12 protein-coding genes are annotated in these 14,941 nt (G+C 31.2%); 7 read left to right on the plus strand and 5 right to left on the minus strand.

Annotated elements, in window-relative coordinates:
- The first annotated feature begins 107 nt into the window (after window positions 1-107).
- The 5 genes from aroC (at window position 108) to GN138_RS01020 (ending at window position 4,031) form a co-directional block, all read left to right on the plus strand.
- Window positions 108-1,172, plus strand: a complete 1,065-nt coding sequence (gene aroC / locus GN138_RS01000) for a chorismate synthase (protein WP_157361455.1) — start codon at window positions 108-110, stop codon at window positions 1,170-1,172.
- A gap of 12 nt (window positions 1,173-1,184) precedes the next feature.
- Window positions 1,185-1,442, plus strand: a complete 258-nt coding sequence (locus tag GN138_RS01005) for a hypothetical protein (protein ID WP_157361456.1) — start codon at window positions 1,185-1,187, stop codon at window positions 1,440-1,442.
- A 65-nt stretch (window positions 1,443-1,507) separates the two neighbouring features.
- A complete protein-coding gene (locus GN138_RS01010; protein WP_157361457.1) occupies window positions 1,508-2,833 on the plus strand; it encodes a dicarboxylate/amino acid:cation symporter in 1,326 nt (441 codons plus the stop codon).
- A gap of 19 nt (window positions 2,834-2,852) precedes the next feature.
- Window positions 2,853-3,668, plus strand: coding sequence for a sulfurtransferase (locus GN138_RS01015; protein WP_157361458.1), 816 nt, complete (start codon window positions 2,853-2,855; stop codon window positions 3,666-3,668).
- Between the two features lie 27 nt (window positions 3,669-3,695).
- Window positions 3,696-4,031: a hypothetical protein gene (locus GN138_RS01020; RefSeq protein ID WP_157361459.1), complete on the plus strand. Its 336-nt coding sequence runs from the start codon at window positions 3,696-3,698 to the stop codon at window positions 4,029-4,031.
- Window positions 4,032-4,181: 150 nt separating this feature from the next.
- Here the strand turns inward: GN138_RS01020 and GN138_RS01025 are convergent, their stop codons facing one another.
- From GN138_RS01025 to GN138_RS01035, 3 genes are all read right to left on the minus strand, one after another.
- Entirely contained in the window at window positions 4,182-6,119 is a 1,938-nt protein-coding gene (locus GN138_RS01025; protein WP_157361460.1) for a mucoidy inhibitor MuiA family protein, read from the minus strand.
- 397 nt (window positions 6,120-6,516) lie between these two features.
- Window positions 6,517-6,939 carry a thiol-disulfide oxidoreductase DCC family protein gene (locus GN138_RS01030; protein WP_157361461.1) on the minus strand — a complete coding sequence of 141 codons (423 nt, stop codon included), beginning with the start codon at window positions 6,937-6,939 and terminating at the stop codon, window positions 6,517-6,519.
- Between the two features lie 22 nt (window positions 6,940-6,961).
- Window positions 6,962-8,731 (minus strand): hypothetical protein, encoded by a 1,770-nt coding sequence (locus tag GN138_RS01035; RefSeq protein ID WP_157361462.1) that lies wholly within the window; start codon window positions 8,729-8,731, stop codon window positions 6,962-6,964.
- A gap of 415 nt (window positions 8,732-9,146) precedes the next feature.
- Between GN138_RS01035 and GN138_RS01040 the strand changes: the two genes are divergently transcribed.
- Window positions 9,147-10,775, plus strand: coding sequence for a hypothetical protein (locus GN138_RS01040; RefSeq protein WP_157361463.1), 1,629 nt, complete (start codon window positions 9,147-9,149; stop codon window positions 10,773-10,775).
- Window positions 10,776-10,825: 50 nt separating this feature from the next.
- Here the strand turns inward: GN138_RS01040 and GN138_RS01045 are convergent, their stop codons facing one another.
- The gene (locus GN138_RS01045; RefSeq protein WP_157361464.1) at window positions 10,826-12,991 is read right to left on the minus strand and encodes an endonuclease MutS2; all 2,166 of its coding nucleotides are present in this window, start codon (window positions 12,989-12,991) and stop codon (window positions 10,826-10,828) included.
- Window positions 12,992-13,127: 136 nt separating this feature from the next.
- Between GN138_RS01045 and GN138_RS01050 the strand changes: the two genes are divergently transcribed.
- A complete protein-coding gene (locus tag GN138_RS01050; protein WP_157361465.1) occupies window positions 13,128-13,802 on the plus strand; it encodes a uracil-DNA glycosylase in 675 nt (224 codons plus the stop codon).
- A 272-nt stretch (window positions 13,803-14,074) separates the two neighbouring features.
- Here GN138_RS01050 and GN138_RS01055 read toward each other — a convergent pair whose 3' ends face one another.
- Window positions 14,075-14,932 (minus strand): substrate-binding domain-containing protein, encoded by an 858-nt coding sequence (locus GN138_RS01055; protein WP_157361466.1) that lies wholly within the window; start codon window positions 14,930-14,932, stop codon window positions 14,075-14,077.
- Window positions 14,933-14,941: the final 9 nt, after the last annotated feature.

Raw genomic sequence — 14,941 nt, forward strand, 5'->3', positions numbered from 1 at the left:
CATCTTAAAAAGATATTATTAGAAGAACGGTAATTTATATTTATAAATAAGAACTACAATTTTCATTTTTCTGATAATACAATTACATTAGCGTAAAATAAATTGTAATGGCAGGAAATACGATTGGAAAATTATTTAAACTTACAACATTTGGTGAGTCTCATGGAAAAGCGATTGGTGGAATTATAGATGGCTGTCCTGCAGGAATTAAGCTTAATTTAGAGGAAATTCAGAATGAGCTTAATAGAAGAAAACCAGGTCAATCTAAAATTGTAACGCAACGAAAAGAGCCAGATACTGTAGAGTATTATTCTGGTATTTTTGAAGGTGTAACCACAGGAACTCCAATTGGTTTTGTAATACATAACACCAACCAGAAATCTAAAGATTATAGCCATATTAAAGATGTGTATCGTCCCAGTCACGCAGATTATACTTACGATAAAAAGTATGGCGTAAGAGATTATAGAGGAGGAGGACGTAGTTCTGCAAGAGAAACGGCTTCTCGTGTTGTAGCAGGTGCGATTGCAAAACAATTCTTATCAAAAATTGAAATTAATGCATTTACCTCTTCGGTAGGTGATATTTTTATAGATAAACCTTATCAAGATTTAGATTTTAGTAAAATAGAATCTAATATTATTCGCTGTCCTGATGAAGTTTCTGCACAGAAAATGATTTCTAAAGTAGAAGAAATTAAAAAGCAAGGAGATACTATTGGTGGCACAATTACTTGTGTTATAAAAAATGTACCAGTTGGACTCGGAGAACCGGTTTTTGATAAATTACATGCTGAGTTAGGTAAAGCCATGCTGTCAATTAACGCTGTAAAGGGCTTTGAATATGGAAGCGGTTTTTGTGGAGCAAAAATGAAAGGAAGCGAGCATAATGACTTATTTAATGAAGATGGAACCACAAAAACTAATTTATCTGGTGGTATACAAGGTGGTATATCTAATGGGATGGATATCTATTTTAGAGTGGCCTTTAAACCAGTAGCAACGGTTATACAAAAACAAGATGCATTAAATAGTGCAGGCGAAATTGTAGAAATGCAAGGCAAAGGCAGACACGATCCTTGTGTTGTGCCAAGAGCTGTACCTATTGTAGAAGCCATGGCTGCTTTGGTATTAGCAGATTATTTACTGCTAGATAGAGTTACAAGACTTTAATCTCTAAATTGTTTGAATTTAGAAGAAGAAAATAGAAAGAAGCGGAAAGATATTCCTTTAACCACAAGAGAATGGTTAACTTTTTTCTTGTTTCCATTTCAAACGGATGGTGGATTATTAAATACTTATGAGTTTAATAAAGCGGAAAATAAACGGTTAGAATCGTTTGGTTTCGATAAAAAAATTGAACAAGCATCTCAGGCAAGAACTTTAGGAGTATTAACTTATGCCATAGTAATAATGATAATAGTAATTATTATAAATTGGTAATTAACATTAGATAAGAATTTTAAATTAAATAAATCCTTTTCCCTTGGAAAGGGTTAAGGAAAAGCATGAAGAAATTAGCATTACACTGGAAGATTATTATTGGCATGATTCTCGGAATTATTTTTGGCTTCATAATGAATTCAATGAGTAATCAGCAATTTGTAACAGATTGGATTGCACCATTTGGTAAAATATTTATTAATCTTCTTAAATTAATTGCTGTTCCATTAATCTTAGCGTCGTTAATAAAAGGGATTTCAGACTTAAAGGATATCTCTAAGATAAAAAGCATGGGTTTACGTACCATAGCCATTTACGTTGGTACAACATTAATTGCTATTGTTATTGGTTTAACAATAGTAAACGTTGTAAAACCTGGAGCAGGCATGCCAGAAGCAACCATAGAAAAGATAAAGCTTAAATACGAAAATGATGCTGGTGTAACAGATAAATTAGAAAAGGCTAGTGCACAACAAAATGCAGGACCACTGCAGGCTTTAGTAGATATTTTTCCAAGTAATATTTTTAAAGCAATGGGAGAAGCTAAAATGCTTCAAGTTATTTGTTTTGCGCTGTTTGTTGGTATTTCGTTGCTCTTAATAGGAGAGAAAAAAGCCAAACCTATGGTAGACATTTTCGATTCGCTCAATGAAGTCATTATGAAAATGGTTGACTTAATTATGCTGTTTGCTCCATATGCTGTTTTTGCTTTAATGGCCAATGTTATTATTGCTTTTGATGATACCGAAATACTTCTAAAATTAGTACAATATGCACTTTGCGTGGTTGTTGGTTTAGTTTTAATGATAGGCTTCTATTTATTATTAATTACATTGGTGACTAAAAAATCACCACTGTGGTTTTTAAAGAATATGAGTCCTGCGCAATTACTTGCATTTTCAACGAGTTCTAGCGCAGCAACTTTACCAGTAACAATGGAAAGGGTAGAAGAGCATATTGGTGTAGATAAAGAAGTGTCTGGTTTTGTGTTACCAGTTGGTGCTACGGTTAATATGGATGGTACAAGTTTATATCAAGGCATTGCAGCTGTTTTTATTATGCAAGTTATTTGGCCAGAAGGCCTAACATTTACTAATCAGGTTGTTATTGTATTAACTGCGCTATTAGCATCAATAGGTAGTGCCGCTGTACCAAGTGCTGGTATGGTAATGTTGGTTATAGTTTTAGAATCTGTTGGTTTTCCGGCTGAATTATTACCAATAGGATTGGCCTTAATTTTTGCAGTAGATAGACCTTTAGATATGTGTAGAACCGTTGTAAATGTAACAGGTGATGCTACAGTTTCTATGATTGTTGCAAAATCCCTTGGTAAATTACACGATAATCCTAAAGCAAAAGAATGGGATGATAATTATGAGACCGTAAAGTAATAAATAATGTATTTTATTTATGAAAATTTTAAAACATAACTCACCATTAGTATCAGTAGATTGGCTGAATGAACATAAGGACGCTTCAAATTTAATAGTATTAGATGCCACCATTAATAAAGTCATAGACTCTGAATCTAAACGGATTTTAAAAGCACGTTTTTTTGATATTAAGAACAAGTTTAGTGATGTTTCTGCACCTTATCCAAGTACGTTACCATCTAAAGAACAATTTCAAAATGAAGCTAGAAATCTAGGAATAAACAATGATTCTTGCCTTGTGGTTTATGATGATAAAGGTATTTATTCTAGTGCTAGAGTTTGGTGGTTGTTTAAGGTGTTTGGGTTTAATAATGTTGCTGTTTTAGATGGCGGATTACCAGAGTGGACATTAAAAAATTTTCCTATTCAACCTTATGTTGAAGATACGTATCAAATAGGTAACATTACTGTTGAATTTAATCTAGAATTAATGACCGATTTTGATGGTATAAATCAATTTATTAAAGACTCAAATGTTTTAATTATAGATGCGAGGTCAGAGGCTAGATTTAAGTGTTTGGTAGATGAACCTAGAGAAGGTTTAAGGCGAGGAACTATTCCCAATTCTAAGAATTTACCATTCACAGATTTGATAAATGGAAATACTTTAAAACCTATTGGTCAGTTATCAGAAATATTTAGTAAGTTAGAGACGAAAAATAGAACGATGCTTTTTAGTTGTGGTTCTGGTATTACAGCTTGTGTTGTTGCTTTGGCGGCAACCCTCTGTAATTATAAAGATTTAATAGTCTATGATGGATCATGGACAGAATATGGAAGCTTAACCGAATAAAAAATGCCACGTTAGTGGAAAATTAACATGAAAACAATAGATTGGACTAAAGATGAACTTGTAGCATACGTCTTATTATTTGCTGCAAATGCTGATTTTAAAGAATCTGAAAAAGAACGAGAATTAATTATCTCTAAAGTAGATAAGGAAACTTTTCAAGAAATTCATGAAGAATTTGATAGAGATAACGACTATCAAGGTCTTAAAAAAATTACCACAAGTTTAGAGCAGCATCTTTATGGTAAAGAAGATGTAGATATACTTCTAGAAGATATTAGAGTTTTGTTTTTTGCAGATGACGACTTTGATATTACGGAGCAAAATATGTTAAAGGCTTTAACACGCTTGTTTAAGTCAATTTAAAAAAGCCTCAAAACCAAAAATAGTTAGTCTATCGTTTTAAAGACACTTATAAAAAATTAGACTATTTTTTCTTATAAGAATTAGATTCATTCCTAACTAACGGAAGCTAGGCTCTAATTGAAACTATTTTGTTTTGAGACTTGTATTTACTTACAAATTCACATGTTTTCCTTTGGGAAATCTTACAGAGTAAGCATGTTTTAAAGTTTTAGTTTCACCTGTTTGTAAGTTTAATATCCATTTTAAAATTCCTTTGTCATCATTATAGTTAGCAGTACCTGTTTCTACATCATCAATCTTAATAGATTTATTCTGGCTTTTAGGGATTCTGTCTAAAAGAGTTAACTGTACATTAGAATTTTTATTGTTTTTTATTTCAATTTCATAGGCCTTTTGTACCACTTTATTGTTGCCTATAAATGTGGTTTTTTTATAATCGTTTAACTGTGTGCGTTTTACTACAATATTTGGGTCTACACCAAGTGAAACAGTTAAACTATCTGTAGTTGCTGAAGGATTAATATTAGTTTTACCAGAATAGCTTCCTTCAAAATATACGTTAGCTTCTGCTGGCAATAAGTTGTATTGTTCCCAATTACCAATTTTAGCTGTTAAGAATACATTTTCATTTAAAATAGGTGCAGCAAAATAGTTATAAGTAGCAGGTACACTATATTTATCTATTTCAATAACTGTAATATCACCATCTGATGGAATACTATGCTTTTTATCAATTTTGAAGTTGGTGTTGGTGATACCTTCTTCTATAATATTTCCCGTTGCTGTATAATTCACAGGTTTAATGTATGGGTCATCATCAAACTCTTCATCCATCATTTGCTGTACTTTATTTCCATATTGAGCACTTGTAAAATTTTCTTTTTTTGCTGTGCCATAACCAACTATAATTACTTCATCAAGCTGACTACTATCTTCCGTTAAAGTTACATTCATAATACTAGAGTGAATTGGTAACTCTTCTGAAATCATGCCAACATAAGAGTATACTAAAGAGTTTCCAGATGTTGTTTTTAGAGTGTATTTACCATCAAAATCGGTTTGTACTCCATGAGATGTTCCTTTTTCAATGACAGAAACTCCAGGTAAAGGTAAACCATCTGATGCTGAAGTAACAATACCAGTAACCGTTTTTACTAACGGATTATACTTATAATTATAACTCTTAGTGGCACGTTTAGAGTTGTAATTACTATAAGGACTGATAAAATTTAAATATTTAGGATTTACGTTTGGTCTTTCGTTATTGGTATTTGGGTCACTTGTTGAGAGTACAAGGTTTACGTTTTCCCAATCGCAACCAGAACTTTGGTACACATGTGCTTTATATTCAAGATTAATAGGTTGGTTTATTTTCTCTGCTTTTAAATCGTAAATAGGAAACCAACCAGCATTCTTTATATTATACTTTATTTTTAAGTTTAAAGCTGCGGTAACTTCACTGTTTAGTTTTAATTTTATTTCGCCTGTTTGTGTCTTTTCTTCAACATTAAATTCGGCTAATTGTTGTTGAATTTTTGTTTGTGATTGTTTAAAGTCATCAATTTTAGAATTTGAAGTGTTAATGTCTGTTTTTAATTCTGTAATGCGCGTTCTATAATAAGTGGCAAAGGTTTTTAATTTTTCTAAGCTTACCACTTCATTAGCATTGCCCAGTTTTTTATTATTTTGAATTAAGCTTAATTCTTCATTGTAACCAGAAATGAGATTGTTTTGATATTGAATGTTCTCATTAAGACGTTTTAGTTCATTTTGTAATGAAACAATAGAATCGCTTTGTTTTTGTTTGGTTAAATAATTTATTCCAAAATTTATAGATAGTATAGAGGCGTTTTCTAAACCTGAAACTTGAATACTGCTTTCCTCTATATAAGGCGATAAATTATGAAGTGTAATTATAGATTTACCTGAGTTTAATTTTACCGTGGCTTCTCTCTGTATTTCTGCACCATCTAAATAAACAGTAACCGTTTTAATTTTTGAAGGTTGTTGAAAAGCATAATTAACTTTAGTACATAATACAAATAAGCATAATAGTTGCCATTTTAATAATTTAGGTAGGAGTTTCATAATCTTGAATATTTAGTTATACTCAAAATTATTGTGTTACATCATTTAAAGAAAAGGGTTATGAGTAAACTGAAACTTAGCGTGAGTAAAAGTACCTTATCATTGAGTAAGGCAAGTACTACTTCTGTGTTTTTAATGGTAAATATTTGCAGTTTTTTTTTATTAATCAAAATTAATTAGGCTTACAACGAGTTTATTAGAAATTCCTTTACGCTGCAACTAATTTTGTATTAGCAAAATTTGTGCTATGATACAATTCAATATTTTCCCTCAAGATAATTAGAATTGAATACATTTTTTGTAAAATTCAATTTAATTTTAAGTAAGTTGTTAATTAAAATTAAGCCCTTCATTTGGTTGTGATGGGGCTTTTTTTTTGTGTTAAAGTGAAACTTAATTAATCTATAAATTTAGATTTTAATTCTGCTGTTGGAATCATGCAAGATTCTTTTTTACCATACCATTTGTAACGGTTTTTGGCAATATAATTGTAAACCCAATTTCTAAAAAAAGCAGGGACAATTAAGAAAACCGATAATAAATTAGTCGGTAAACCTAAATGGCTAGCAATTAACAATGCAGCAGTAGATTTGTATGTTAATTTATCTTTTTCAGCATTATACAATAAGATTGAATCTGTTTTCTCAGTATCAATATTAAATTTCTTAATAATTTCAGTACCTATTTTACTCTCTAAAGGCGCAAACAAGAATTTGTTATTAGAATCTCGCTTAATAACATACAAAACACTACTGTTGCAAAGGTTGCAAACACCATCAAAAAGTATGAGTTGTTTGTTATTTGGAATCTGAGATATCATAGTGTAAAGATAAAGCTAATACCTATAATGTATTTAAAAATTCAGTTAAATCCACGTCTTTGTTTAAGGCTAACTTCTTCTTTAATCGGTATTTTGATTTTAGGACACTGTCTGGTAAAACATTAAGCATTGAAGCAATTTCTTTGGTTGTTAAATTCATACGTAGAAAAGATGCTAAACGAATCTCTTTTTCAGAGATGTCCTCTGCAATAGTTTTTATTTTATTGTCGAAGTCATTATGTACTTCAGAAAAATAACTTTTAAATACTTCCCAATCTTTATCTTCAGCACTCTCTTTTTTGAGAAGCATTACAAGTCTCCGGAATTCCACTTTAAACAATTCTGGGGAGTTTTTTATTTTTTCTAAATTCTCTTTTAGCTCTTGAATGAATGAACTTTTTTGAACTAGGTGAAGAGTTTGTGACGCTAATTCTTTCTTTTTAAAGGCGATTTCCTGCTTGTAAATTTCTTCTTGTTTTTCGCGTTCTATTCTATTTTTCTTCATACGTTGCTTAAAACCGAAGAAGAGTAGGCCTACAATAGCAAGTAACGAGAACATACCAATTCCGTAGAGTGTTTTAGTTAAATTGTCATTTATAGCTTTTATGTTTAAGTTTTTTATTTCTTCTTGTTGCAAGGCTATTTCTGCTTCTTTTTTTTCGGTTTCGTGAATGGTTTGCAATTCAGAAAACCGATTATTTATGTCAGTATTAGAAATGTCATCTTCCAAATTTTTATAAATTTTATAATGTTTTAAACTACTTTCAAATTCTTTAGTAGCTTGATACGTATTTGATAATAGTTTGTGAATTTTTGATTTAATTGCGTCAAGGTTATTTTTATTTGCTTCTGTTATAGATGTGTTTAGATACTTTATGGCATTATTGTGGTCGTTAAGTAATAATAAACATTCACCAAGATGCATGTTTAAATATGCTAGTGAGTAACTATCATTTATAATAGTTGGTTTACTTAGCATCGATTGGTATATTGTTTTTGCCTCGTCAATTTTATCATTTGCTATTAGAAATTGTGCTTTTCTTTCTAAGGCATCATCAATAAGACTTTGGTCTTTAATAGAGTTACTAATCTCTGATAACTCATTTATAAACTTACCGTTTTCTTCATTTTTCTCTTTGTTGGGTATTTGTAGACTTAGAATTAAATTTAATGTACTAGCGTATTGTCTTTTTTGGTTCTCTTTTTTAAAGTATTTCAATATTTTTTTATGATAGTCAATTGCATTTATTGTATCCTTCATTTCGCCATATACACTCGCAATAACCAATCTGTTTTGGTTTAAGTCCATAAACAAATTTTTAGTAGAATATATACTTTCAGCCTTTAATGCCTTTTCTAATGCTAAGTTGTAGTAGCCTTTCATTAAGAAAACAATAGATTTCGAATTGTATATATCTGCAATGCCAACCATGTTATTAGCTTTAGAGTAATTTTTTTCTGCTTTATCATAATAATGGTATGCGCTATCTAATTTTCCAATCATGTTATAATCTTGTCCAATATTGCGTTCAATTCCTGCTATTTTGTTGTTGTCATTACGTTGTGCATAAATCTTCAATGCTTTGTTAAAGTTTACTTTAGAACTGTCGAACTTATTCATATAAGAATAGGTTACAGCTTTGTGTTCTAAACCAAATCCAATAATAGTATCAATTTTAAGTGCTTTACCTAGGTTTATCATATCCTTAGAGAGAGTTAAGGATTTTTCAATATTGTTATTAATATGTTCACTCCATAGATGATTAAGGATGTGAAATCTATCTATGTCCATTTTTGATTCTAACAACGCCTTCTCTAAACTGTCAATTTTTGTTTGTCGTTGAGCAAATATTGATGAAGAAAAACAAACTAGGAAAAGAATAATAATCCGAAAAAACATATCACAAATATTTAATAATTAGCTGTTACGAAGTTAGTTAAAATTAAAGTGGCTTGGACAGCCTTAATATCTACACAATGATTTTAATTAATACCTTGTCTATGCATTGTCTATATGAATAGATATTAATTCTCTTTATTAAACATTGATAATCAGTTATTTGTGTTTATTTGGATTTTTTAGGTTTTATGGTATATATATATAATTTCGATTCCTCTGTCCATACTTTGTCCATGCCAAAAATTAGATTTTAGTGGATTTGACGTCTAGTTTTGACTCAGAAACAATTCGCAAAAATTTATGTATTATGAAAACAGCTATTAAAATTTTTAAACGTATTACGATGTGTACTTTATTACTCCTTGTATTTGGGTGTAGTAAAGAGGATGATGGTTCTGGTCCAGGAGATGGAGAGATTGAGCAGGTTAACGGAATTGCTGAAGACGACTTAGAAAATTATGGAGGAGACTTAGGCTTATTAATTAATACAAGAGACTTGGCTAAAAAAGGTTATAATCCTGTAAAAGTTAATATTACAACTACAGCAACACAAGGTAATTATGACCAAGAGTTGGTTGTTGATCCATTTACAAACATAGCGCAACTAAATCTCTCAATTGATGATTTAACAGAAAGTGCAGTTGATGAACTGAGAAATGGTGTGGGACTTGAGATTGAGGTTTTAAATCCATCAGATAACGTTATTTTATCTGAAACTTATAGTGTAGTTTCATTTGAAGAAAATGGTAACCAATTTGATGTTGATGCTTCGAATTTAGAAGCAGTTTCTAATAATTTACATTTTAATGGTGATATGCGCTATTATTTACAGTTGGTTGATCCAAGTGGTAACTTTGGAAATACTATTGTATGGAAACCTGGAAGCAGTGATGATGGAAGTCTTAGGCTAGAAGAGCGATCATCTTCTTTTAGTCATGGGACAACAAGTGAACAATTTTATATATATCAATATCAAAATGAGGACAATACAGTTGCTATATATTCAGCTATAACTAATCGTTATTTAAGGGTTGGGTCATCAACAAGAACATTTAGACAGTCTGGTGCTTATTCCTTTCCGTCTACGAATCCTAATTCTTTAGGTGAAGACTTAAAATTCAAAATTCAAAAGGAATCTAATGGATTATATACTATAAGAGGTGCCTTTGACAATAAACCATTAAGACGGATAGCAAATGGTTCAGATATTAATTGGGACACAAATGACGGTGGAACCATTCAGTACTTTAGAATAATTTCTTTAGATATTGATTGGCAAGTTACCCAATTAGACACGGAATATTTACAACCAATTTTGCCTGCAGTTGAGACCTCTTTTGGTTTTAACAGTACTTTAAAAAATTGCGGTTCTGGAAATTTAGAACAACAAGTAGGTATAGAAAAAGAAGTAACAACTACATATACAAATGCATTTTCTGAAACCATTGGTTTAAGCTCTAGAGTTACTACAAATGTTGATGTTACAGTTAGTGCTACTGCAGAAGCAAGTTTCTTTGGTAATGGTGGTTCTGTAACCGCTGAAGCATCGGCAGGATTGGAAGTTTCAACAGAAGCCAGTTCATCATCTACAGTCTCAGCTGAAGAATCGGTTTCAGAAACAAATACCTTCTTTTCAAATAGAATAGTGACAGTACCTGCAGGTAGCGCTTCATTGGTTTATGATGCTTACCAAACATATTCTAACGTAAAAGTGCCTTATGTAAAACGCTTAAGATTAACAGGTAATCATACCCAAGGCCCAGAGTCTATGTCTGGATTTGAAATTGCTACACAGCTCGAAATTTCAAATTTTTTAGGTGTAATTACTAATATAGGTTCAGATTTTGTAGAGGTTACCATAAAAGGAAACATGTATTTAAATAATATTGTTGATTCAGTAACCGAGGTAAGAGATGTTGCAGCGAATTGTAACTAATATTGCTAGCAATTCTTGAAAAGCGATGGCATTATTGCCATCGTTTTTTTTTATTTTTTAGCCTCAACCAATTCCAATTGATCTAAGCTAACGTTAGTGGTAAACATGCCGTAATTAACATTAGCTTTCCCTTTTTCTATAGAATCTATGCTACCAATGGCTCTTCCATCTTGCATACGTACACGGTCACCAACTTTTAAAATTGGTTTTGGTTTTTCTACTTTAATTTCCTTCTTTTTAGCAGCTTTTTTCTTTTTACGGATAACTTCAACTTTTTTTTCTGCTTCAGCTTTTACTTGACGTTCTTTATGCTTTTCGGCACGTTTTTGTTTTGCAGATAGTTTTTTTCGTTTTGAATTTTCAATTTGTACCAAACGAAATAATTCTGCCATTAATTCGCGCTTCTTTTTGTCTTCAAAATACTTTTCAGAAATATCATTAACTTTTTGACCTAAGTAAATTAAACGCTGGTTAGAATCGTATAACTCTTGAAAATTCTCTAATTTCTTTTGAACCTTAGCATTGATTTCTTCAAGCTTATCGGCTTCAGAGATTTTCTTTTTTTCGTTTTCTTTTAGCGAACGTTCAGTGCGTTCTAATTTGCTACGTTCTTTCTGAAGCTTTGCAATAGTAGCATCAAACCTCACTTTACCGCGTTCAATCTTCTTTTTAGATTTATTGATTAAGCTGTACGGAATTCCGTTTTTTTGTGCGACTTCAAAAGTGAAAGAGCTTCCGGCTTGCCCAACCACCAATTTGTACATAGGTTCTAGTGTACGCTCGTTAAAAAGCATGTTGGCATTTTCAATATGAGGCAACTCATTTGCAAGTAATTTTAAGTTTGAATAGTGCGTGGTTATAATCCCAAAAGCTTCACGCTCGTAAAAGACTTCTAAGAATGTTTCAGCTAAAGCGCCTCCTAATTCTGGGTCACTTCCTGTACCGAATTCATCTATTAAAAACAATGTTTTATTGTTACACTTTTTTAAGAAATAATTCATCTGTTTTAGTCGATAGCTATAGGTGCTTAGATGATTTTCTATAGATTGATTGTCGCCTATATCACTTAGTATTCTATCAAATAAACAAACATTACTGCGCTCATGCACAGGTATTAGCATACCACTTTGTAACATGGTTTGTAATAAACCAACGGTTTTTAGTGTTATGCTTTTTCCACCAGCATTTGGACCAGAAATAACAATAATTCTGCTGTCTTTTTTTAGTCCAAGCGTCTGAGGAAATGTTTTTTCGCCTTTTTCTTTATTGTTTAAATAGAGGAGAGGATGGTATGCTTCTCGTAGATACATACTGCGTTCATCTGAGAATTCTGGCAAAATAGCATTCATGCTTTGTGCATATTTGGCTTTTGCAGAAACTAAATCTATTTGCGTTAAAAAGGTTTGATAATCTTTAAGAAGCGGTAAAAACATTCGAATGTAATCCGTAAGTTCTTTTAAAATTTTAATAACTTCTTCTTTTTCCTCGTATTCTAAATTGTTGAGTTCTCGGGTATATTGTAAAGTGGTTTCTGGTTCAATGTATACGATGCTTCCGGTTTTACTTCCACCCATTATGGCACCACGTACTTTTCTACGATACATGGCCTTTACAGCAAGAACACGCTTATTTTCTACAACAGATTCTCTAATATCATCTAAATAATCTAAGTTGTGATACGTATTTAATGCCGAAGAAAAACTACTATTAATTTTGCCTTTGAGTTGATTAATAGATTTTCGAAGTGTAGAAAGTAGAGGAGAGGCATTATCCTTTATATCACCAAATCGGTCAACAACAGCATCAATTTGTTCTATAATTGATGTATTGAGTTCTATGGGTTGACTGTAGGTGTATAATTTGGGATAATATTCTTCAAACTTCTTTAAAAATTTTAAAATAGTGTTTACTGTTAGAGACATGCTTACCAATTTCTGTAAACTAGAAACCTCGAGGTATGTATTCTCTATATTTAGTAATTTTAATTCTTTGGTTATGGTTTCAAATCCATGATTAGGAATTCTATTTTCATTTTCAAAAGATGATAAATATTCATTAACATATGCTAGCTCTAATTTTAGTTGTTTTTCTTCCTTAAAAGGTAAAATAGATTGTACAGCATCTTTCCCTAAAGCCGTAATTGTATGTTCGCTAATTTGGTCTAAAACGGTAAAAAACTCAAGGTCTTTTAATGTTTTTTCATGAATGTTTATCATGTAATTTTTTTTCTTTTTTTAAGCATTACAAATTTAGGGCAAAAGTGACTATATGCCTAATACTGTACAGTGCTTTTATTTAGCTAATAATAATTATAGATGTTTTTTTATTTTTGAATATTAATTAGAACCTTACATGAACTTAACTATAGATAATAGCTGGAAAAAACACATTGAACCAGAATTTAATAAACCTTATTTTAAAGATTTAATGGATTTTGTTTCAGATGAATATCAAAATTATGAGTGTTTTCCGCCTAAATCTCAAATTTTTAATGCCTTTAACTATTGTACCTTTAATGACGTAAAGGTGGTTATTATTGGTCAAGACCCTTACCATGATGTTGGGCAGGCCAACGGATTATGTTTTTCTGTAAATGAAGGTGTTAAGCATCCACCTTCATTAGTTAATATTTTTAAAGAACTTAAAAATGATTTGGGAATTACTTACCCTAAAAGTGGAAACTTAATGCCATGGGCTAAACAGGGCGTTTTATTATTAAATGCCACACTTACAGTTAGAGCTCACCAAGCTGGTAGTCATCAAAAAAAAGGATGGGAAACATTTACAGATGCCGTAATTAAAACAATTAATGATGAAAAAAGCAATGTGATTTTTTTACTTTGGGGCGGATTTGCTAAGAAAAAAAATAAGCTTATAGATAACTTAAAACATATTGTGTTACAAAGCGGACATCCCTCACCATTAAGTGCAAATAGAGGGTATTGGTTTGGTAATAAATGTTTTAGTGAAACTAACTCCCAGTTGGTGCAAGTTGGCCAGAATCTAATTGATTGGACTTTAAAGTAGTTGTTTTTTTTACTTTTAAATAAGGAGGTACTCTTCTGTCTACCTTCTTTGATGTTTTGTTGCAACTGAATATTAATAACAAAAAATTCAAGACAACTAATGAAGCTAGAACTATCGCTATTGTTATTATCATATTAGGTTATTTATAGATTGATTGTAAGATTAGGCTTATTTCAAATATAGAAAAATTTTTGAATTCTAAGAAAATTATCGAGTTAAACTATTTGTTTGTCAATAGGAATACAATGAATTAGAAAGCCTATTAAAAACGTTTATTCCACGTTATGAATAAGAAAATCGTAGTCTACTTTTTTCGGAATTATATTTAAATTAAACAATTGGTCTTGAACATTTTGAATTGTTTTTTTATCCAAAATGGTTTGTGACCACTCGGTTAACGAGAGCCATTCTTGTACATCTTCTAACTCTTGCTCATATCTATTAGCAATAGTTTTGTCTATGCTTGGTATGGATTTAAAATCTGCTGTGGTTTGGTTAATAATGTTTAAGATTGTTTTTAATTCGTCATTATTGTTTTCAATAAAGTCTTCTCTTACAGCAATAACAAAACATGGCCAAGGAGACGGACAATTACCAATTCTTCTAAATATACCATCATCTACGATAGGTTTGGTTGTAAATTTTTCCCACATAAAATAGTCGGCTTTACCTTCTGTAAGTCCTCTTATGGCACCATCTAAATTACTAATAACTTCAAATTTTAGGTCTTTTTCTAAGTCCCAATCATTATTTTTAGCATTAATATAAGCCATAAGGTGTGAACCAGAACCATATCTACTTATTGCAGCTCTTGTGCCTTTAATGTCTTCTAAACTTTTAAATTTAGAGTCTGCTGCGACGTGAATTCCCCAATTTAAAGGTGTTTCTACAAATGTTTGTACAATCTTAGAAGGGTTACCATCAATAACATCTTTTATAATGCCTTCGGTTAAGATTACAGCCATATCAATTTCACCAGAACGTAATGCTTTGCACATCGCACCAGTTCCGCCATGATAATCGTGCCATCTAAGATTAATGTTTTCAGCTTTATATTCGCCATTTTTTAAGGTTAAATACCAAGCTAAATTAAAATGTTCTGGTACTCCACCAATATTTACTTTTTTCATCTTATGCTC

The sequence above is a fragment of the Winogradskyella endarachnes genome (assembly GCF_009741275.1).
Taxonomy (GTDB): Bacteria; Bacteroidota; Bacteroidia; order Flavobacteriales; family Flavobacteriaceae; genus Winogradskyella; species Winogradskyella endarachnes.